This is a genomic window from Flavobacterium amnicola (assembly GCF_004122165.1).
GTDB lineage: Bacteria > Bacteroidota > Bacteroidia > Flavobacteriales > Flavobacteriaceae > Flavobacterium > Flavobacterium amnicola.
Genome location: NZ_SBKO01000006.1, coordinates 37,154 through 59,365, shown reverse-complemented (window position 1 = coordinate 59,365; position 22,212 = coordinate 37,154). Strand labels below are relative to the sequence as shown.

20 protein-coding genes are annotated in these 22,212 nt (G+C 34.9%); 8 read left to right on the top strand and 12 right to left on the bottom strand.

Features of this window, described 5'->3' with window-relative positions; translation table 11 throughout:
• The first annotated feature begins 67 nt into the window (after positions 1–67).
• The 4 genes from EQG63_RS11630 to dnaK all read left to right on the top strand — a co-directional run bounded on the left by EQG63_RS11630 (position 68) and on the right by dnaK (position 5,401).
• Complete coding sequence (locus EQG63_RS11630) at positions 68–1,318, top strand: TPR end-of-group domain-containing protein (protein WP_129436549.1); 1,251 nt, start codon at positions 68–70, stop codon at positions 1,316–1,318.
• Positions 1,318–2,208: an EamA family transporter gene (locus EQG63_RS11625; protein ID WP_129436548.1), complete on the top strand. Its 891-nt coding sequence runs from the start codon at positions 1,318–1,320 to the stop codon at positions 2,206–2,208. The genes EQG63_RS11630 and EQG63_RS11625 overlap by 1 nt, the downstream gene beginning before the upstream one ends.
• Before the next feature lie 190 nt (positions 2,209–2,398).
• Positions 2,399–3,304 (top strand): neutral zinc metallopeptidase, encoded by a 906-nt coding sequence (locus EQG63_RS11620; RefSeq protein WP_129436547.1) that lies wholly within the window; start codon positions 2,399–2,401, stop codon positions 3,302–3,304.
• A 210-nt stretch (positions 3,305–3,514) separates the two neighbouring features.
• Positions 3,515–5,401: a molecular chaperone DnaK gene (gene dnaK / locus EQG63_RS11615; protein WP_129436546.1), complete on the top strand. Its 1,887-nt coding sequence runs from the start codon at positions 3,515–3,517 to the stop codon at positions 5,399–5,401.
• A 71-nt stretch (positions 5,402–5,472) separates the two neighbouring features.
• On the opposite strand, the gene EQG63_RS11610 is transcribed toward dnaK, so the two are convergent.
• The 6 genes from EQG63_RS11610 to EQG63_RS11585 all read right to left on the bottom strand — a co-directional run bounded on the left by EQG63_RS11610 (position 5,473) and on the right by EQG63_RS11585 (position 11,099).
• Positions 5,473–5,856, bottom strand: coding sequence for a RidA family protein (locus EQG63_RS11610; RefSeq protein WP_129436545.1), 384 nt, complete (start codon positions 5,854–5,856; stop codon positions 5,473–5,475).
• 3 nt (positions 5,857–5,859) lie between these two features.
• The gene (locus EQG63_RS11605; protein ID WP_129436544.1) at positions 5,860–7,221 is read right to left on the bottom strand and encodes an exonuclease domain-containing protein; all 1,362 of its coding nucleotides are present in this window, start codon (positions 7,219–7,221) and stop codon (positions 5,860–5,862) included.
• A gap of 16 nt (positions 7,222–7,237) precedes the next feature.
• Positions 7,238–7,897 (bottom strand): YggS family pyridoxal phosphate-dependent enzyme, encoded by a 660-nt coding sequence (locus EQG63_RS11600; protein WP_129436543.1) that lies wholly within the window; start codon positions 7,895–7,897, stop codon positions 7,238–7,240.
• 25 nt (positions 7,898–7,922) lie between these two features.
• A complete protein-coding gene (locus EQG63_RS11595; RefSeq protein WP_129436542.1) occupies positions 7,923–9,140 on the bottom strand; it encodes a DUF1015 domain-containing protein in 1,218 nt (405 codons plus the stop codon).
• A gap of 77 nt (positions 9,141–9,217) precedes the next feature.
• Positions 9,218–10,105, bottom strand: a complete 888-nt coding sequence (locus EQG63_RS11590; RefSeq protein ID WP_129436541.1) for a 3-hydroxyacyl-CoA dehydrogenase family protein — start codon at positions 10,103–10,105, stop codon at positions 9,218–9,220.
• A gap of 28 nt (positions 10,106–10,133) precedes the next feature.
• Positions 10,134–11,099 carry a Gfo/Idh/MocA family protein gene (locus EQG63_RS11585; RefSeq protein ID WP_129436540.1) on the bottom strand — a complete coding sequence of 322 codons (966 nt, stop codon included), beginning with the start codon at positions 11,097–11,099 and terminating at the stop codon, positions 10,134–10,136.
• Between the two features lie 133 nt (positions 11,100–11,232).
• Here EQG63_RS11585 and EQG63_RS11580 point away from each other — a divergent pair, with 133 nt between their 5' ends.
• The gene (locus EQG63_RS11580) at positions 11,233–11,874 is read left to right on the top strand and encodes a protein-L-isoaspartate(D-aspartate) O-methyltransferase (protein WP_129436539.1); all 642 of its coding nucleotides are present in this window, start codon (positions 11,233–11,235) and stop codon (positions 11,872–11,874) included.
• A 2-nt stretch (positions 11,875–11,876) separates the two neighbouring features.
• Here the strand turns inward: EQG63_RS11580 and smpB are convergent, their stop codons facing one another.
• Positions 11,877–12,332, bottom strand: a complete 456-nt coding sequence (gene smpB, locus EQG63_RS11575; protein WP_129436538.1) for an SsrA-binding protein SmpB — start codon at positions 12,330–12,332, stop codon at positions 11,877–11,879.
• A gap of 181 nt (positions 12,333–12,513) precedes the next feature.
• Here smpB and EQG63_RS11570 point away from each other — a divergent pair, with 181 nt between their 5' ends.
• On the top strand, positions 12,514–14,037 hold the full coding sequence (locus tag EQG63_RS11570; protein WP_129436537.1) for a S8 family peptidase: 1,524 nt from the start codon (positions 12,514–12,516) through the stop codon (positions 14,035–14,037).
• Positions 14,038–14,104: 67 nt separating this feature from the next.
• Here the strand turns inward: EQG63_RS11570 and EQG63_RS11565 are convergent, their stop codons facing one another.
• The 4 genes from EQG63_RS11565 to EQG63_RS11550 form a co-directional block, all read right to left on the bottom strand.
• Positions 14,105–16,321 (bottom strand): TonB-dependent receptor plug domain-containing protein, encoded by a 2,217-nt coding sequence (locus EQG63_RS11565; protein ID WP_129436536.1) that lies wholly within the window; start codon positions 16,319–16,321, stop codon positions 14,105–14,107.
• Positions 16,322–16,424: 103 nt separating this feature from the next.
• Positions 16,425–16,943, bottom strand: a complete 519-nt coding sequence (locus tag EQG63_RS11560; protein ID WP_129436535.1) for a hypothetical protein — start codon at positions 16,941–16,943, stop codon at positions 16,425–16,427.
• Between the two features lie 34 nt (positions 16,944–16,977).
• On the bottom strand, positions 16,978–17,529 hold the full coding sequence (locus EQG63_RS11555) for a GNAT family N-acetyltransferase (protein WP_129436534.1): 552 nt from the start codon (positions 17,527–17,529) through the stop codon (positions 16,978–16,980).
• Position 17,530: 1 nt separating this feature from the next.
• The gene (locus EQG63_RS11550; RefSeq protein ID WP_129436533.1) at positions 17,531–18,379 is read right to left on the bottom strand and encodes an aldose 1-epimerase family protein; all 849 of its coding nucleotides are present in this window, start codon (positions 18,377–18,379) and stop codon (positions 17,531–17,533) included.
• A 79-nt stretch (positions 18,380–18,458) separates the two neighbouring features.
• Between EQG63_RS11550 and EQG63_RS11545 the strand changes: the two genes are divergently transcribed.
• Positions 18,459–18,740: a hypothetical protein gene (locus EQG63_RS11545; protein ID WP_129436532.1), complete on the top strand. Its 282-nt coding sequence runs from the start codon at positions 18,459–18,461 to the stop codon at positions 18,738–18,740.
• A 280-nt stretch (positions 18,741–19,020) separates the two neighbouring features.
• Positions 19,021–19,539, top strand: a complete 519-nt coding sequence (locus tag EQG63_RS11540; RefSeq protein ID WP_129436531.1) for a hypothetical protein — start codon at positions 19,021–19,023, stop codon at positions 19,537–19,539.
• Between the two features lie 68 nt (positions 19,540–19,607).
• On the opposite strand, the gene clpB is transcribed toward EQG63_RS11540, so the two are convergent.
• Complete coding sequence (gene clpB, locus EQG63_RS11535; protein ID WP_129436530.1) at positions 19,608–22,205, bottom strand: ATP-dependent chaperone ClpB; 2,598 nt, start codon at positions 22,203–22,205, stop codon at positions 19,608–19,610.
• Positions 22,206–22,212: the final 7 nt, after the last annotated feature.

Below are 22,212 nucleotides of genomic sequence, written 5' to 3'. Positions count from 1 at the left end.
AAATAAGCGTTAATTTAAACAATCGGAGGGAAGGAAATAAGTACTTTTACTCCGATTATTTTTTTATATGAGGAATTATTTCGCCATTCTATTACTATGTTTTTTTAGCGTGTCATTCGGACAATCGCTAAAAGAAAGATACAATCTAAGTACCAAAGCTTACCAAGACAAAGATTTTGTTGCTTTTTTAAAACTAACCAAAGAATTGGACAGTCTTAGACCTTCGCATCCAACCTATATGTATAATTTGGCTTGCGCTTTTGCTTTAAATGGAAAAACGGACGAATCAATTGCGACACTAAAAAAATATGTGTTGATGAACATTTCGGTAGCTTTTGAAAAAGAAACGGATTTGGAAAGCATTAAAAACACGACTCAGTACACTTCATTACTAACATTGCAATCCGAATTAAATAATCCTGTAATATCTTCTGTAAAAACGACTATTTTGTCTGAAAGAGATTTGCATCCGGAAGGTTTGTTGTATTTAAAAAAATCAAGACAATGGTTGGCCACCAGTATTCGAAATCGAAAAATTGTAAGTTTTGATATCGCTTCAGGGAAATGCTCCGATTGGTTTACCGACGACAATCTGTACTCAGTATTATCTATAAAAGCGGATGCTGATGAAAAAATACTTTGGGTGACTGCTTCGGCTATGCCTGAAATGAAAAGCTATACTTCAAGTATGGAAGGAAAATCGGAAGTGTTGAAAATTGACATCAAAACCAAAAAAGTGATGCAACGATTTGCTTTGGAAGGCAATCATGTTTTGGGTGATTTGGTTGTCGATAAAAACGGAAATGTATTTATTTCCGATAGTGGAGAAGCTATTATTTTTAAAATTTCCAATGATACACTGGAAGTATGGCTCGATTTAAAAAAGGAAGCCTTCAATTTACAAGGATTGACGTTTAACGACAAACAAACCGAAGTATTTATTGCCGATTATCTCAAAGGAATCTTAAGAATAAATGTGAGTAATCCTTCCGATAGAATTTGGTTGAAATTTCCAGAAGGGACCACTATAAAAGGTATCGATGGTTTGGTGTGGCATAAAAAATCGTTAGTAGCCATTCATAACGGGGTGAAACCGATTCGATTGATCCAGTATTTTTTAAATGAAGCTAATGAGATAATCAATCATAAAGTATTAGACAATAATCGCCCTGAATTTAACGAACCGGCTTTAGGAACTTTGGTTGGGAATAAGTTTTACTTTTTTTCCAATGCCCCTTGGAAAGCCTATGATAAAAACGGTGTTTTAGACGAATCCATAATTGATTTTCCAACCTTATATTACAATCCATTACCCTAATGCAACTCAATAAATACTTTTTTTCTGCTTTATTATCGTTTTTTATTTGGGGATTTTTTAGTCTGGCACTAAAACCATTACACGATTATCCTTCGTTAGACATTCTGTTTTACAGAGTGTTTTATGCTACGACCTTGTTGCTGGTTATCAATTTGTTTTTCCGAAAAGAGAAATTAAAGAAAGATCTTGCGGTTTTTCATTCTTTCGAGAAATCAGAAAAACAAAAAACGTTGGTATTGACTATTTTAGGTGGATTTTTACTAACCTTCAATTGGTTCTTATTCATGTATTGTGTGAACCATGTGAGTTTGCAATCGGCATCCTTTGCCTATTTGATTTGCCCTATCATCACTACTATTTTAGCTTATTTTATTTTGAAAGAACAACTAAGTAAATGGCAATGGTTTTCGGTATTGTTGTGTGTCATTAGTTGTGGTATTTTATCCTATGGTCACGTAACAGAATTGATATACAGTCTTGTTATTGCGACAACCTTTGCTTTGTATTTAATCAGTCAACGTAAGAACAATCAGTTTGATCGCTTTGTGGTGTTAACGGTTCAAATGGTAATTGCTACATCAGTATTGTTGCCTTTTTATCCTTTTTATAAGGGAGAAACACCAACAGCTTCTTTATTTTGGATTTTGATGACACTGATCGTGCTTTTGTTTACAATCATTCCGTTATTTCTGAATTTGTATGCACTCAAAGGCATGAATTCATCTGCTGTTGGGATTTTAATGTATACCAATCCGTTAATCAATTTTCTGTTGGCATTATTTTACTTCAAAGAAGAAATCAATCTGTCACAAGCCATTGCTTATTCACTCATTTTGGTTTCGATACTACTGTTTAATGAAAAAATGTTTTTTAAAACTAAATATTCCTGATAATGAGTTGTTTGTATGTTTTATAAATGTTAAAATTTTGTTAAAATAACAACGTTTTGTCAGTTAAAAGTAAAAAAATACGACCAAATGCATCATTGTTAAGGTGCTAACTTGTAGGTGCTTTTTTGTTAAAATTCTTTTCATAAGTATTTTTATGTTTGCTTCCAATTAACTAAAAAACCAAATTATTATGAAAAAGAATGTTTTGCTTTTTGGAGCATTAGCACTCACCACAATCTTTGCTTGTTCCAAAGAGGATGAGACTACAACTTTAACCAACGAACAACCTGCTGAACAAACTGTTAAACAACCATCAGGTATTGAAAATGAATGTAGTTATGTAGATGCTTATTGGCCTTCTTCTGCTGTTTTATCTACAACTTTATCTGCGGGCGCAGGTACGTCTTCTGATGTTACTTTGATGAACAATCAAAACTCAGCTATTAAAACTTTTTGGAGAGGAACTACTGTGGCGGCACCTACTTTTAGATTTGTTCAAAACGGTACAAATTGGAGTTCTACGTATAACGCAATTTCTTACAGTACGGGAAGAATTTATTATGGAGAAGGAATTTTTAGAGATGCAAAATCTAAAGATGCTTCCAATTTAGTCAATGTAATGATTCTGGCTCACGAATACGGACATCAATTGCAATATGCTTTTGGATTACCTTCTAAAAAAGAAAGTACAGCAAGACCAAATGAATTAGAAGCTGATGGTATGGCAGGATATTACTTACGAAGAGGCTATGGTAAAACCACGTTCTCGAGTATTTCTACCGCTTATGAATTCGCTTATGCTATTGGAGATTATCAAACAACAAGCTCGGGTCATCATGGAACTCCACCTCAAAGACGTTCAGCTGTACGTTTAGGATTTTTGTTAGCCGATCCTGCAAATGCTAAATTAACGGCTAGTCAATTTGATTATAACTTTTTCTACTATTATAACGGAGTGCTAGCAGGAACATATCGCTTGGCAAAACCGTCAACGATTAGCAATGCGACACACCAATACATATTGTCACATATGGAAGAATTAAAGAGAATCCAATCTGGGGAAATGTCTGACACAGAATATTTCAACTTAGACTAGTTCTTTTTATAATGCCTATAATAATCGTAAGGCCACCCAAAGGGTGGCTTTATTGTTTTTATTTTTTTGATTTTGACTTTAGGTTGTCATTTTGTCATACCTATTTCCTTGAAAACTGACAATTTACTCTATTTTCTTCCTTGGCACAATCCTTGTCATTTTGGATTTCGAGTTGTTAAATAGAATATACAAAAATTAAATATATTAAAAATGGGTAAAATAATCGGAATTGACTTAGGTACAACGAACTCTTGTGTTTCTGTAATGGAAGGAAATGAGGCAGTAGTTATTCCTAATGCTGAAGGAAAAAGAACAACACCATCTATCATTGCATTTGTGGAAGGTGGAGAAATTAAAGTGGGAGACCCTGCAAAAAGACAAGCAGTGACGAATCCAACGAAAACGGTTGCTTCTATCAAACGTTTTATGGGACACACTTTTTCTGAAACGACTGATGAAGCAAAAAGAGTTCCATATGCTGTAGTAAAAGGAGACAACAATACACCACGTGTGGATATTGATGGTCGTTTATATACAGCGCAAGAATTGTCAGCTATGACACTTCAAAAAATGAAAAAAACAGCTGAAGACTATTTAGGTCAAACAGTTACGGAAGCAGTTATTACTGTTCCTGCTTACTTTAATGATGCACAACGTCAAGCGACTAAAGAAGCTGGTGAAATTGCAGGTCTTAAAGTAATGCGTATCATCAATGAGCCTACTGCTGCGGCATTAGCTTACGGATTGGATAAAAAAGGACAGGATCAAAAAATTGCTGTATACGATTTAGGTGGTGGTACTTTTGATATTTCTATCCTTGAATTAGGAGATGGAGTTTTCGAAGTATTGTCAACAAATGGAGATACACACTTAGGTGGAGATGATTTTGACCAAACAATCATTGACTGGTTGGCAGATGAATTCAAAGCAGAAGAAGGAATAGACTTACGTTTGGATCCAATGTCATTACAAAGAATTAAAGAAGCAGCTGAAAAAGCTAAAATCGAGTTGTCATCTTCTGCTGAAACAGAAATCAACTTGCCTTATGTTACAGCTACCGCTTCAGGACCAAAACACTTAGTTAAAAAATTATCAAGAGCTAAATTCGAGCAATTGTCTGATTCTTTAGTAAAACGTTCTATGGAACCAGTTGCTAAAGCATTAAAAGATGCAGGTTTATCTACTTCTGATATTGACGAAGTTATCCTTGTAGGAGGTTCAACTCGTATGCCAAGAATTGCTGACGAAGTTGAAAAATTCTTCGGTAAAAAAGCGTCTAAAGGAGTTAATCCCGATGAGGTTGTAGCAATTGGAGCTGCTATTCAAGGTGGAGTTCTTTCTGGAGATGTAAAAGATGTATTGTTATTAGACGTTACGCCTTTATCTTTAGGTATCGAAACTATGGGTGGTGTAATGACTACATTAATTGAGTCGAATACTACTATTCCAACTAAAAAATCGCAAGTATTCTCTACGGCTGCCGATTCTCAACCAACAGTTGAAATCCACGTGTTGCAAGGAGCTAGAGCAATGGCTGCTGATAATAAAACAATTGGTCGTTTCCATTTAGATGGTATTCCACCAGCACCAAGAGGTGTTCCACAAATTGAAGTAACTTTTGATATTGATGCTAATGGTATCATCAAAGTTTCGGCAACTGACAAAGGAACTGGAAAATCACATGACATTCGTATTGAAGCTTCTTCTGGTTTAACTGCTGAAGAAATCGAAAGAATGAAAAAAGATGCTGAAGCCAATGCAGATGCAGATAAAATCGCTAGAGAGCGCATTGAAAAAATCAATGAAGCTGATAGTATGATTTTCCAAACAGAATCTCAATTGAAAGAGTTAGCAGATAAATTATCTGACGAGCACAAAACAGCGATTGAATTTGCTTTAACTGAATTAAGATTAGCTCACCAAAATCAAGATTTGGAAGCTATCCAAAAAGGTTTAGACAATGTTAATGCGGCTTGGAAAACAGCTACGGAAGCAATGTACGCACAAGGTGAGCAAGGGCAACCACAAGGTGAGCCACAAGCACAACAAGCTGAAGGTGATAACGTTCAAGACGTAGAATTTGAAGAAGTGAAGTAATTCTTTTTTAGATAAAAAAAACCCGAATCAGAAATGGTTCGGGTTTTTGTTTTTTACTGTTGATGATAAAACTATTTTATCGCAATCACCGAAATTTCAATATTTACATTTTTAGGTAAGGTGGCTACTTGTACCGTTTCTCTTGCGGGTGCAATATCTTCTTTGAAATATTTTCCGTAAACCGCATTAATTCTGGCGAAATCGCCCATATTCATAATAAATATTGTTGCTTTTACGACATTATCAAAAGTCATATCAGCGGCTTCCAGAACAGCTTTTAAGTTTTGCATCACTTGTTCGGTTTCCACTTCAATATTGTCTAAAACCAATTCTCCGTTAGCAGGATTTATCGCTACTTGACCAGAAGTGTATAAAGTATTTCCGCTTAAAACAGCTTGGCTGTATGGGCCAATTGGCGCGGGTGCTTTTTCAGTAAATATGATTTTCTTTGCCATTTTTTAGAATTTAATAATTTTGTGAACTCTTTTTTTATTGATGAAATTTTGAATAATATTTCTCGTGTCCCGATTGTTTTGCATCGGAATAATAATGGTTTTTAAAATCTCTAGATTGTTGATCTGATGATTTAAATCGTAAAAACAATAGCCTTTATAAATCCCATTTTCCAATAAAACGGCACTGCGTTCATTGGTGGAACGTCCCTTATCAATAATCACCATACTTTGATTGTTGAACTGATGATTTTGAATGAAATTCTCCACTCTGATGTTATAGTCTTCGGGTTGCTCCTTTCCTATACAGGCGCCGAAACATTGCTTGATGTCGTATTGAAAACACCCTTTTTTGGTATCATATAAGCCGTTTACTTTCTGGCAGAGTTGGTGCTTTTCGGTGATTTTAAACAAAGCGTTTTTGCCTTCCTGCTGGCTCGAAAATGAAGTGATTTCCTTTTTACGACCATCTGCTTTTAACACTTTTAAAGCCAAATACCCATTGTCATCCATGTCAGCATACAACGCCCATGGGAAAATGGTTTTGCGTTGTGCTCTGTTGTAAATCGGCTTGTTGATTTTTATTTCATCACTTTCTTTTAAAAGTGCGATTAATTCGCTTCCTGTTTCTTCAAAAGTTACGGTATAGACTTCGTGTTGTATCTTTTTACTTTTGCTAGACGTTCCAGTAAAATGTTGGTTGACCCTTTTTTTTATGTTTCGGCTTTTACCAATATAAATGAGTTCTCCTTTTTCATTATGGATATAATAAATGCCTACTTTACTTGGTAAGGCTTCCACAATATCTAATAATTTTGGCGACATGCCCGATTTAATTTCGGTCTTGACAAACGTTTTGACAATACTTTTTTCAGCATCTTTAGCCAATAGCATTTTGAATAATTTCACCGTTGCTAAAGCATCTCCGCTGGCTCTATGTCTGTCGGTAACCGGAATTCCTAATCCGCGAACGAGTTTTCCTAAGCTGTAGGAAGGTTGGTCCGGAATTAGTTTTTTAGACAATTCTACAGTACACAAGGTGGGTCTTTGAAAATGAAAGCCCAAACGACGGAATTCGGTTCGCAGAATGCGATAATCAAATGAAGCGTTATGCGCTACTACGATACAATCTTCGGTGATTTCAATAATGCGTTTGGCTACTTCATAAAACTTAGGAGCACTACGAAGCATGGCGTTGTTAATTCCTGTCAGTTTTACTACAAAGGGTTGGATTTCCTTTTCAGGATTCACCAAACTTATAAATTGGTCAATGACCTCATGGCCATCAAATTTATAGATGGCGATTTCGGTAATACCTTCTTCGTTGTATTGCCCTCCGGTGGTTTCTATGTCGAGTATGCAGTAAATAATATTTCTTTTTTATTTATCTCCCTCCAAATATACTACTTCCAACTCGAATCATGGTACTACCACATGCAATGGCTAATTGATAATCGCCACTCATTCCCATCGAGAGGGTTGAGAATTGACAATTAGCAATTGATAATGATTTTACTTTATCGAAAATAGATTTCAAATATTGGAATTCTTGTTTGATTTGATTTTGGTCTTCTGTAAATGTTGCCATTCCCATTAAGCCTGTAATCTTTATATTATCCATTTGTTTTACTTCTTCAGATTGAAGAATCTCTTCCAATTCCTTTTCATCTAATCCGAATTTTGTTTCTTCTTTTGCGATATAAATTTGTAGTAAACAAGGAATAATTCGATTGTGTTTTTTGGCTTGTTTGTTGATTTCTTCTAGTAATTTCAGACTGTCAACTCCGTGAATTAAACTCACGTATTCGGCCATAAATTTAACTTTATTAGTCTGTACATGCCCAATCATATGCCATTCGATATCTTTTGGCATGACTTCCCATTTTTCGGTCATTTCCTGGATTTTATTTTCGCCAAAAATACGCTGACCGGCATTGTAAGCTTCCATCAAGTCACTTACAGGTTTGGTTTTGGAAACCGCTACTAAAGTTACTTGTGGTGGAAGTGTAGCCTTTATGTTATTAAGGTTTTGTTGGATTGACATTGTGTTTTACTTTGTGTGCGATACGCTATAACTCATAGATCAAAAGACCACTTCTAAATTTAGGCTCTATATAGGTACTTTTGGGTGGCATAATCAAATTGTTGTCAGCTAATAATTTTATTTCATTGATATCAGAAGGGTAGAGCATAAAGCCGACTTTAAATTCTTCTTCGTCAATCATTTCTTTCATATGTAAAATAGATTGCTTGCCTGGTAAATAATCGATGCGTTCGTCGTTTCGTAAATCTTCCAATCCTAATATCGGATTCAAAACAGTATCATACAAAATTTGAGCATCCAGGTTTTCCAGAATCCCTTTGGTACTTTCTTTATGTTTGTATTGTAAGGCATAAAAATTACCGTTAAGGTACATGCCAAACTCATATTTATTTTTGGGTTGAAACAATTCACTTTGCTTATCTGTAATGACAAAATTTTTGGCAACCAGTTTTATGAAATCTTCTTGGGTGTGCCCATTTAAATCGCGAACTACACGGTTAAATTCATAAATTTTGACATTGCTTTCGGCAATTAAAAAACTCATGAAATAATTCAAATTTGGGTTTCCAGAAGCTTTGTCTTGTTCGTATAATAACTCTGCCGAAGCCGAACGATGATGACCATCGGCGATGTATAAATTCGGAATACTTGCAAAATGATCGATCAATAAATTGATTTCGGTTTCCGTATCAATTTTCCAAAGTGTGTGCTTTTCTTTATTGGTGGTCGAAAACTCGTAAATTGGTTTACTTTTTTTATGAATCGCAATAAAGGTATTGATTTCTGTACTATCAGGATAAGTAATCAAAACAGGTTCGGTATTAAAACCAGTTTGATGCAAATAATCTTTAAAAAGTTCGACGCGATATTGTAACGTATCTTCGTGTTTTTTGATGACATCGTTTTGATAATCTTCAATAGAAGTTCCGGCAATAATTCCAGTGAAAGAGTTGGTTTTGGTCTGAATTTCGTATAAATAAAAAACCGGTTTCTCTTCTTGAAATACTATTTTTTCATTTTTGAAATCATTATATTTTAACGTTACGGCCTTGAATCGCTTGTCGGAAGTAATACGTTGCGCATTGGCATAAGCGGGATTAATAACATGTAAAAACGAGTACGGATTAAAATTCAGCCATGCCGCTAGTTCGGCAGGAGAATAATCATCGTACATTCTACAAGAAACCAATCCGACTTTATCAGGTGCGGGACGAACGGCTTTGAAAGGAATTATTTTGGCCATTTATTCAATTGATAATGGATAATTAATAATTAACAATTCATTTTAAAAACTACCAATTATCAATTATCCATTGTTAATTATGAAAATTGTTTCGAAACTTTTTCTGCTTTTTTGCTTTCCGAATAATCGTAAAAACCTTCTCCTGATTTTACGCCTAATTTACCCGCCATAACCATGTTCACTAACAATGGGCATGGAGCGTATTTCGGATTTTTGAAGCCATCGTACATTACGTTTAAAATCGATAAACATACGTCTAGTCCAATAAAATCAGCTAATTGTAAAGGTCCCATTGGGTGCGCCATTCCTAATTTCATAACCGTGTCAATTTCTTGAACGCCGGCTACACCATTGTATAATGTTTCAATCGATTCGTTAATCATTGGCATTAAAATTCGGTTGGCTACAAAACCAGGGTAGTCGTTTACTTCAGTAGGTGTTTTACCTAATTTTACCGATAAATCCATAATGATTTTAGTCACTTCATCAGACGTAGAATAACCACGGATGATTTCTACTAATTTCATGATCGGCACTGGGTTCATGAAGTGCATTCCGATAACTCGCTCCGGATGTACTACTTGCGCAGCGATTTGCGTAATCGAAATAGAAGAAGTGTTAGAGGCTAAAATCACGTTGTGATCACAAACGTCACTTAATTGCTTGAAGATATTCAGTTTTAAGCCTACGTTTTCAGTAGCAGCTTCCACCACTAAATCACAACCTACGACACCGTCTTTAATGTCGGTATAGGTAATAATATTGCCAATTGTTTTGTGTTTGTCTTCTTCAGTGATAGCACCTTTAGTCACCATACGGTCAAGGTTCGCAGCAATTGTTGCCATTCCTTTTTCTAAAGATTTTTCTGAAATATCGATAAGTTTTACGGTAAATCCTGATTGTGCAAAGGTGTGGGCAATTCCGTTACCCATAGTTCCTGCTCCAATTACTGCAATGTGTTTCATTTTGTATTTATATTGAAAGTAGTTTTAATTATTTTTTCATTGAATCAATGATTTGGTAGGCTACGCGTAATGCTTCTGTAGCTTGTTCCAAAGTCACTACCGGAGTAGTGTTATTTTTGATGGCATCGGCGAACGATTCTAACTCATCCAAAATCGCGTTATTTGGTTCTACAGAAGGATTGTCATAATAGATTTGTTTTTTTACGCCCTCGGCATTTTGTAAAATCATATCAAAATCACCTGGAACTTCTGGTGCATCTTTCATTTTTACAACTTCACAAACTTTATCTAAATAATCGACAGAGATGTAGGCATCTTTTTGGAAGAAACGCGATTTACGCATGTTTTTCATCGAAATACGACTTGAAGTGATATTGGCTACACAACCATTTTCAAATTCAATTCTGGCATTCGAAATATCGGGTGAATCGCTTAAAACGGAAACACCACTTGCATTAACGCTTTTTACTTTCGATTGTACCACACTCAAAATGGCATCAATATCGTGAATCATCAAATCTAAAACCACAGGTACATCAGTACCACGCGGATTGAATTCGGCCAAACGATGTGTCTCGATAAACATCGGATTCTCAATTTTATCTTTCACTGCTTTAAAGGCAGGATTGAAACGTTCTACGTGCCCCACTTGCCCTTTTACGTTATATTCGTTGGCTAAAGCAATAATTTCTTCGGCTTCTTCCACGGTGGTAGCAATCGGTTTTTCTATAAATACGTGCTTGCCACTTTTAATAGATACTTTAGCACATTTGTAATGTGAAAGGGTGGGAGTAACAATATCAATAACATCAACGGCGTGAATTAATTTGGCAATGGTGTCAAATCGTTTGTAGCCAAATTCGGCCGCAATTTTATCAGCATATTCCGGATTTTCATCATAAAAGCCTACTAATTCGTATTTGGTTGATTCTTTAAGTAATCGTAAATGTATTTTTCCAAGGTGACCAGCACCTAACACGCCAACTTTAAGCATAGAATTGTATTTTAAACAAATGTAATATTATTTGTTTCAAGTTTCAAGTTTCAAGTTCAAAGTTTTGATTGATTTCTTGTTTGATTTTTACTTTTTTTAGCCCTATTTTTACCAAATATAATTACTTAAAAAGTTGAAAGATACCAACAAACATCAAGGGCTTAGAAATCAATTAGTAAAACTTTTGTCACAAAAAGGGATAACTGATAAAAATGTTTTGGAAGCCATCAACAAGATACCGAGACATCTTTTTTTAGAATCCGGTTTTGAGGATTTTGCCTACCAAGACAAACCTTTTCCTATTGGTGCAGGGCAAACCATCTCACAACCCTACACTGTGGCATTTCAGACAGAATTGCTTCAAGTAAAAAAAGACGACAAAATATTAGAAATTGGAACGGGTTCAGGTTATCAAACGGCAGTATTGTGTGTGATGGGAGCTAAAGTGTATTCTGTAGAACGTCAAAACGAACTTTTTAAAAAAACCTCTACATTACTTCCTAAAATGGGAATACGTCCCAAACATCTTTCCTTTGGCGATGGTTATAAAGGATTGCCAAATTATGCTCCTTTTGATAGTATTATCGTAACCGCCGGAGCTCCTTTTATTCCGCAACCTTTAATGGCACAACTTAAAATTGGTGGCAGACTTGTCATTCCTGTTGGGGAAGATGTACAAGTGATGACTTTATTGATTCGAAAAACCGAAACACAATTTGAAAAACATGAATTAGGAGATTTCCGATTCGTGCCTTTATTAGAAGATAAAAATTAGAATTATTTATAGTCTTTTTTTATTCGATCTAAATCGCGCTTGTTGTCGCGATCTTTTATAGTTTCGCGTTTGTCATAATTTTTCTTACCACGACACAATGCAATATCTAATTTGGCCAAACCTTTTTCGTTGGTAAACAATCGCAAAGGAACAATTGTAAGCCCTTTGTTTTGAACATCCTTCAATAGTCCTTTCAACTCCTTTTTGTTTAAAAGAAGTTTGCGTTCACTTTTAGCTTTATGATTGAATTGATTGCCAAAATGATACTCCTCAATATTCGAGTTAATGACAAAAAGTTCATTATTGTGAAATTCACAAAAGCTTTCGGCAATACCTGCTTTTCCTAATCGTATGGATTTGATTTCGGTTCCTGTTAAAACAATTCCAGCTGTATATCGATCGATAATTTCATAATCGAATTTGGCTCTTTTGTTGAGTATATTGACTGTTTTTAACATAGGTTGGCAAATTTAAGGGAAAAATTGTTCTTTTCAATTTTTGAAAGTATTTTTTTTAAAACTGCTTGATTATCAATTAAGTGTGTTTTTATCGGTATTTTGCTACAATTCATCGATTTGGTGATTATTTTTTTAATTGTTTTTGATATTTTTAAAAGAATTAACTGAAAAACCAACCAAAATGACAAAAAAACTCTTAAAATTTTGCGCAATATCTCTGTTTGCGCTGGCTTCGTGTACTAAAGAAGATACCACAACAACCGAAGCGTCAATTTCAATTCCTGAATCTCAAAAAACCGCTCTGTCGGCGGTAGAGGTAAAATCTAAAGTTTTAGAACAAGTAAATCAAAACAAACAATTTAATTGGGGTTCAACATCCGATTATATGGTTTGGAGTGCACTTCAAAACGGAAACAATGTGTGTACTATTGGTTTTGGAAATTCTAAAACTGATTTCGACCGAAGTAAATCTAGTAATCATGTGTACTTGCAAAATCAACTCTTAAGTTTGATTTCTAAATTTGAAGGAAAACCGATTGCTAAAATTCTAATTAACGCCGATCCATATTTAAATCTAATAGATGTGATTATAGAAAAGCAAGAAACCGTGATTGCCTTGAGAAGATTAGGTTATGTTCGTTATGTAGAACCTTCCGATTTTAGAATGACAGATGATGGGGCTAATGAAAATAAAAATGTGACTACAGATGCTATTGCTTCCTCTTCGGGATGTGGTTTGGAATCAGAAGCTGTAAATGCTCTAGATTATACTATTGTAACGCCAAATGCCAAAGCACCTTGGGCTTTTTACAAACACAATATTCCTTCGGCTTGGTCGTATTCATCGGGAAAAGGTATTGGTTTAGGAGTTGTAGATTCTGGTGCATCTACGGTAAATTCATTGCTAAATGCAAGTTTTAACAATGGACTTTCTACTGGAAGAACGGTCCAAAAATATGGGGTGTATGTTGATTCTATTTGGCCTTGGAGTACAGGTACCGATGGAGTAAATGATTTGTGTGGTCACGGAACAAGTATGGCTTCTGTAGCGACGGCTCCGCGTAATGATAAAGGACAGCCAGTAGGAGTTGCTTATAATGCAAACCTTGTAACTTATCGTGCTGCATCCAACGTTGTACTTGACGGATATCACGAACAAAATGGAGTGAAGAATGCTTTTACCGCGTTAGGAAATAATGCCAATGTAAAGATCATTTCGATGTCAATGGGGCATATAATTTCTGTTGGCAAAATTGAAGATGGTGTACGATATGCTTACAGCAAAGGGAAATTAATATTCTGTGCTGCTGGTACTTCTACAAGTTTTACAACATTTGCGGGTGTAATTTTCCCAGCATGGATGGCTGAAACAGTTGCGGTTACAGGAATCAAAGAAGCAAGTACGTATCAAGCTTGTGATGTTTGTCATACAGGTGGTAAAGTAGATTTTACTATTATGATGGAGAGAGCTTCCGGGAATCATATTCCAGTTAATAGTTATTATGATGCGCAAGGAGATTATGTGGGTGGTTCTTCGGTAGCCACTGCTACAACAGCAGGTATTGCGGCTTTAGTTTGGGCTAAAAATCCGACCTGGACTCGTGATCAAGTATTGGCAAAAATGCGTCAAACTTCTCATTTATATCCTAATAAACATGCTGAATATGGTTATGGAATGCCAAACGCTTTGTTAGCTGTTCAATAAAATTTGTTTTAGTTAAAAAGAAAAAGCCACGCATTGCGTGGCTTTTTTATTGTTGGGTAGCAATAAATTAATAACTTAATTTTAAACCACCATAAATATTGCGTCCTGCGGCGTTAATACCAGAAGCAAAATTTCTATACATTGTATCAAACATATTTTCTACTCCAGCATAGATGGTAACATATTTCATTGGTTTTCCAGCTACTTTAACGTTATACGTTTGCCAAGATGGCATACCAAACGATGGTGCGTATTGTTGATTGTCTTCACCACTGGTTGAATAATCTTCAATGTCTTTTTTACCATTATAAAGCATGTTAGCATCTACGGTTACATATTTGCTTTCGTAATTAAAACCGACTTTCCCATAATGTGGTGGAATGTGATCTAAAGGTTTTTCCTCTCTAGAATCTTTGGCAATAGAGCGACCATAGGTGTGGTTATAGCTTCCGTATATTTTAAAGTTCTTACAAACATTTAAATTCAATTTAGAAGAATATCCAAAGATATAACCATGATTTAAATTTTGAGAAGCATAAACATCTGCAGGGAAACCGTCATAGTTAATAGTGCTAGCACCATTATAAGTAAACTTATCCGAAACAATTACATCGTATAAATGCGTGTAAAAAATAGTGTTGTCAAGTTCTAAAGTTCTTTTTTCATTAAATAAAGTAATACCAAAGTCTCCTGTAATGTTTTTTTCGGGTTTGATATTTGGGTTTGGAACCACCAATCTTCCGTTTCCAGATGAAGAACCTACTGTCGATTCAAATACTTTAGCTAAATCATCAACATTAGGAGTTCTATAACCCGTTGAAAGGTTAAATGAAACTCTAACGTTTTTGGTTGAATTATTTACAATTCCAGCGGCAGCACTATAGGTGATATTGCTTTGTTCGATGTCTTTGAAAGGGAATTTAAAGAAATTTTGATTTACAAATTCACTACGTAATTTTGTAAAACCACCACGTAATCCTAGGTTATACGATGTTTTTTCAGTAATATTAGCGTTATAAGTTGCAAAGGCATCTGTACGTAGGGTAAAGTTTTTTCCATCAGGATAACGAGTATCTAAAGAATCAATTATACCTGTAACTCGATTCGTTCTGTTTGCAGTCGATTGTAAATCATCATAAAAACCTTCCACACCATACAATAAAGTTCCGTTACCTACTTTTGCCTTCAAATCTACATTGACAGAGTAAACAGAAATGTTTTCGATACGCGAATCTAAATTATCAGAATTACGAGATCTGTTAATACGGCTTTCTTCAATTTTTTGATAATTAGCCCCAACAGACAAATCACTATTTAAAAATGCTTTGTCTTTTGTGAATTTATATCCAGCTAAAAGACGTTCTTGTGGACCATAATTCCATACAGCGTAACGCAGTTTATTACTTCTAATATCAGTTAAACGGTCGTAACGAGGAATGTCATTAGTGGTTGAATATTGTAAATTTAAACTATGTGAAGACGTTTCGTTTGGTGCATAAACTAATTTTTGCATTGCATTGTACTGCTTATAACCAGAATATATTTGTGTGTACGGGTCTGGGTTTTTTACAATTTCATCAATATTACCTACTGTAGCCACATATTCAGGGCGTAAACCGAAGTAATCATAATTTCCATTAGGTTTGGTTCCCATTTTTAAATCGCCAAAATCATTGTAAGAAACGGCTGTTAAACCAGCAAATTTTGCACCGTGAAAGCCAAAATCAAAATATCCTGATTTTTCTTTGTTAGCACTTCCGTAACGCGTGTTTAAGTTTGCCGAAAACGATTTTCCAGCTTCAGAAAGTAATTTAGCACGTTTTGTAACTAAGTTGATTGCCCCACCCATAGCGTCTGAACCATATTGAGTAGAAGCAGAACCGAACAAAACATCCGCTTTTTCTAGCATATTTTCGTCAACGGTAATTACATTTTGTAAGTGACCACCACGATACACTAAATTGTTCATACGAACACCATCTACTAGAAGTAAGATTCTACTTGACTCTAAACCTCTTATTACGGGGCTTCCACCACCTTGTTGTGATTTTTGTACGAACAAACTTCCAGAGTTAGAAAGCATTTCGGCAGTCGTTTGATAATTTCCAAATTCAATTTCTTTTTTGTCGATGGTTTGAATTTGTTGCGAATTCTTTTTAGAATTATTATAACGCAACGCTTCCACCTTTACTTCATTCAATTTGTTTGAAGTAGTATCCTGTTCTTCTTGAGAAAACACAGATGCAGCAGCCATAATAGCTACAAGAGTAATTATTTTTTTCATTTTTTTAATAATAGATTGTACGGTTCATTATCATATGTCATTAAGGACTTGCCTGTTGAAATATGAAAATTATTTACTATTTGTATAACTTACGTATTATTGTTTATACAGCCAGTGGTGGCTTTAATAGAGAAGTTACGATATGAATTGTCTTACCTTCTTTTACGTTGAAATTTTCTTTAAAATTAGTTTCGTTGCTAAAAGAGTAGGTAACGGCAATTTCTTCCTCTAAAGTTACATAAGGAAGTTTTTTTTGTATTGTTTTTTTCTTGTCTTTCGAATTGGGATAGTCTTTCTTTAAAAAATGATTGAAAAAAAGATGTAATTTATGTTCTTGGGAATCTTTAAAAGCAATTAATTTAACGACTCCGTCTTTTTCAATTGAATGGGAATAAACATCATAAAAAACACCATCTATTTTGAATTCTTTTTTGTTTTTAATGGAATTCCAGCTTTTTAAAGTGATGTATTTTGTTTCACGTAAATGAAATTTGGTGACTTGCCTTTCTTGTCTATACGTTTTGATTTTTTCGTAAATCGTATCGGAAAAATAGGGCAATAACTGTATGGCATATATGCATATGACAGTTAATAGTGCTATATTTTTGAATCGCTTGAACATAATTGGGTCTACAAATATAAAAACATATCTGCAATTACTTATCTTTTAGCTTGGAATATATAACCGTATCTAAAAAACGACCTTCATAAAATTCATTTTCCTTGAGATGGGCTTCTTTAACAAATCCACTTTTTTCTAAAACTTTTGCCGAAGCCAAATTCTTAGGGTCAATAATCCCTTCAAGAGAGTGCATTTTCATATGGTTGAAACCGTAGTCACAAATCAACTGAACGGCTTCAGTAGCAATGCCTTTTCCGTAAGCTTCTGGTAACAGCATATAGCCAATTTCCGAGCGGTAATGTTCCCATTTAATACGATAATGTCCTATAATTCCGAGAAGTTTATTACTCGGTTTTAATGTAATTGCCCAATTGATACCTTCTCCAGTGTCAATTTTATCGTTAATCATGGTGATGTGTGCCATGGCTTCGTCAAGATTGGTAACCAAAGGTCTTGGGATATATTCCATTATTTTAGGATCGCTTTTCAAGGCATACACTTCTTGAATGTCATCGGAAGTTAATCGGCGAAGGACTAAGCGGTCGGATTCTAAATTCTGAAATGGGAGAAAAGGATTTGTAGTCATGTTATAAAATTTCTATACGAAAAGAGCATTCAAATTTATCATTCGGTGCAAGCGTTTGAATGGCTTCTTTATTTAAAATATTTCCATCTGATTTTAAGGAATCTGCATATCCAAACCAAGGTTCTATACATAAAAATGGTGCCTCCGCTTTGGTCCAAATTCCCAAATGAGGAAAATTTCCAAGATGAATTTTTAAATATGGATTTCCATTTTCAAATATAGTTAAACTTCTGGATGAAATGTTTTTGAAAACCAAGGCATCTTTCTCGAAAAGCGAGTAGGATAGTGGAAGTATTTGATTGTCTAATGGAATTTTGGTTGTTTCGCCTGAAAATTGTTCGTTTTCTAAGGCATGTGTAACCAGTTCTGCATCACTGTCGAACAAAATTTGGTAGTCATTTTTGCTAAAATCTATCGCAAAAGCAGGATGCGCGCCAATCGAAAAAGGCATTATAGTATCGGAATTGTTAATTACCGTGTATTGTAAGGAAAGGGAGTTTTTTTCTAAGCTATATTTTAATTTCAAGTCAAATTGAAACGGATACGCTTGTAATGTGATACTGTTTTCAGTCAATAAAAATTCAATTGTACTCTCTTTTTGATCAATGATTTTAAATTCATAATCTCTTGCAAATCCATGTCTTCCTAATGTGTAAGACGCATTGTTAATGGAAAAAGTATCTTTTTTCAATCGCCCTACAATAGGAAATAAAATAGGGGAAGTTTTGTTCCAGAATTTTGTATCGACATCCCAAATATAATTGTTCTTGTTTTGTTTGATTTGAATCAATTCGGCACCTTTTGAATGTATTTCAACAGAAAGATTTTCATTTGAAATGATGTTATTCATTTATATTCAGAATTTTAGTTGTATTTAAATTTAATTTATTAACTTTATGATAACCCAAATTTATTAAAATTATAATGGTATGAGCGTAGAATTTGTAACAATTGAAAAAGAAGCAATTGCGGACTTGCATTTTCCAAAAAAAGATGTTTTGGAAGAGCGCGAAGATATCGCAAGAAGAAAGCAAGAATTGGACAGAGCGTTGTCTTTAGGAAATCTGGAGCATTCTAAAATTAAAATATTTTTTGAAGACGATGCTTCAAAGAAGATGGTGGAAACAACTATTTGGGGCGTTACCGAGGAAAGAGTGATTTTAAAACAAGGGGTTGTTATCCCGATTCAACGAATTTATAAATCTATTTGATACGTTAGTTAAAGTGATTGACACCCTTTGAAATTATTTTTTGAGGGTGTTTTTTTATGCGGTAGTATTCCAAGGTGTGTTAAAAATTAACTTCAAATTACAGTTTTAATTCTTATTAAATTTTATTTCAGAATTTAACACCTTTTAAGGTTTTGTTTAACATCATCCTTGAGCAATGAAATTTAATTTTACAGAACAATCATCAATCCAAAAACTTATTTGATCATTTAGGTATTTCATGTACAGTTGAAAACTATTTGTTTAATTAAATTTTTGGATTATGAAAAAAGTAATGAGTATTTTGTTATTCGTTTTTCCGCTACTAGTTTTAGGACAGGAAAAAAGAGATTTAGAATTAAGTTCTGATGAATTGCCAACAGTAGTAATTAAAAATGCTGGCGATGATTTTTCGGTTTATTTACCTGATAGAAACCCTGATCAGAAAGTTAGACAGTTACAAGACAAGTTTATTGGCTATAATTTAGGTAAAAATGAAGAAGGCTTTGATGAATTTTTAGTTTTGTTTGAAGGGGAAGATGCTTCTTTAGCTGCTACTTACAATGAAAAAGGCAAATTGTTACGAGTAGTAGAAAAATATGAAAATGTAAAGCTTCCACGTAAAGTTATTTTTTCAGTGTATAAGGAATATCCCGATTGGGTCATTGTTCAAGATAAATTTTTATACACCCAAAAAGATGGGGATATATTAAAAAAACAGTATAATTTAAAAATTAAAAAAGGGAAAGAGACTAAAAAAATTGTAGTGAAACCTAATGGTGATTTAATTGCAGATTTGTAAGATCTAATACAAAGACTAAAAAGGCTGTCAGAATATGACAGCCTTTTTATAATCTAAAAAACCAAACTTTATTTTTCCGAATGGTTGCTGAAAACCAATTCTCCATTAAAACTGTCAAGTAATATTATACTTTCGTTGCTTACTTTACCAGCTAAGATTTCTTTCGACAATCGATTAAGCACTTCTCTTTGAATAACTCTTTTTACCGGACGCGCTCCAAATGTTGGATCATATCCTTTTTGAGATAAATAGGTAATAGCCTCCGGAGTAGCATCCATTGTAATTTGTTGCTGTCCCAACATTTTAATGACATTTTTCAATTGTAGTTTTACAATTTCTTTTATGTTTTCATTGCTTAATGGAGTAAACATTACAATCTCGTCTATTCGATTGATGAATTCGGGACGAACCGTTTGCTTTAATAATCCTAATACTTCTACTTTGGCAGCTTCTGTAGCTGCTTCGATATCACCCTTCAAGTTTTCAAATTTCTCTTGAATAATATGACTGCCCATGTTAGAGGTCATAATGATAATGGTATTTTTGAAATCGGCTACACGACCTTTATTGTCGGTCAACCTTCCTTCGTCTAATACTTGCAAAAGGATATTGAAAGTATCCGGATGTGCTTTTTCAATTTCATCTAATAATATTACCGAATAAGGTTTTCTTCTTACCGCTTCGGTTAATTGTCCGCCTTCATCATACCCAACATAACCTGGAGGAGCACCTACTAATCGACTCACACTATGACGTTCTTGATATTCGCTCATATCGATTCGTGTCATGGCATTTTCATCGTCAAAAAGATATTCGGCCAATGCTTTAGCCAATTCGGTTTTACCTACTCCCGTTGTCCCTAAGAATAGAAAAGATCCAATTGGTTTTTTCATGTCCTGAAGACCAGCACGGCTTCTACGCACAGCATCACTAATCGCTTCTATAGCTTCTTCTTGCCCAACAACTCTTCGATGTAATTCTTCTTCCAAATGAAGTAGCTTGTCTCTTTCACCTTGTAGCATTTTCATAACAGGAATTCCTGTCCATTTTGCGACCACTTCTGCAATGTCTTCCCGCGTCACTTCTTCTTTAATCAAGGAAGTTTCCGATTGGTTTTCTGCTAACTGAAGTTGTAATCCGTCTAATTTTTCTTGTGCTTCTTTGATTTTTCCATAGCGAATCTCGGCTACTTTCCCATAATCTCCTTCACGTTCGGCACGTTCGGCTTCTCCTTTGAAATCTTCAATTTCTTGCTTTACCGCTTGGATAGTGTCTACCAAATCTTTTTCCGATTTCCAACGGGTGAATATTTCATTGCGTTCTTCTTTCAAATTGGCCAAATCCAATCCAAGAATTTTTAGTTTATTTTCATCATTTTCTCTTTTGATTGCTTCGATTTCAATTTCCAACTGCATGATTTTTCGATCCAAAACATCCAATTCTTCTGGTTTCGAATTGATTTCCATACGCAGTTTAGAAGCCGCTTCATCCATTAAATCGATGGCTTTGTCCGGTAAAAAACGATTGGTAATATAGCGTTGCGATAACTCAACCGCAGCGATGATGGCGTCGTCTTTAATACGAACTTTGTGATGGGTTTCATATTTTTCTTTGATTCCACGTAAGATTGAAATGGCACTTTCGGTATCCGGTTCGTCAATCATTACTTTTTGAAAACGACGTTCTAAAGCTTTGTCTTTTTCGAAATATTTTTGGTATTCGTCTAAAGTGGTTGCTCCGATTGCTCTTAGTTCACCGCGCGCTAGGGCAGGTTTTAAAATATTGGCGGCATCCATAGCGCCTTCGCCACCACCAGCACCAACCAAAGTATGAATTTCATCAATGAAAAGCACAATGTCTCCTTCAGCAGAAGTCACTTCTTTCACGACCGATTTTAAGCGTTCTTCGAATTCTCCTTTGTATTTTGCACCCGCAATTAAAGCACCCATGTCGAGCGAATACACGATTTTGTCTTTTAAATTCTCCGGAACATCACCATCTACAATTCGATGTGCTAATCCTTCCGCAATAGCGGTTTTACCCACTCCAGGTTCTCCGATAAGCATCGGATTGTTTTTAGTACGTCGGGTTAAAATTTGTAATACGCGGCGAATTTCTTCATCACGTCCAATCACCGGATCCAACTTACCTGTGCGCGCCAATTCGTTGAGGTTTTTGGCGTATTTATTCAGGGCATTATAGGTTTCCTCGGCTGAAGCAGAAGTTACTCGTTCTCCTTTTCGGATTTCGCTTATAGCGGCTTCTAATCCTTTTTCGGTGACACCTTGGTCTTTTAAAATCTGTGCAACTTTACTTTTGGATTTAAAAATGGCTAGAATTAAATGTTCAATCGAAACGTATTCATCGTTCATTTTCTTAGCAATAGTGTTCGCTTCCAATAGTGTTCGATTGGCTTCCCTAGAAAGCATCAATTCGGCACCCGTTACTTTTGGAAAACTTTGGATGGTACTGTCTAAAATTTGCTTGAACAAATTCAGATTCACATTTAATTTTTTCAAAATAAAAGGCGACACATTTTCATCCACTTCTAAAATACCTTTAAAAATGTGTTCGTTTTCTAGTTGTTGTTGGCCATAGCTTTGCGCTATTTGCTGTGCTTGTTGTAAGGCTTCTTGCGATTTGATGGTTAAATTATTTATGCTCATATTTTTT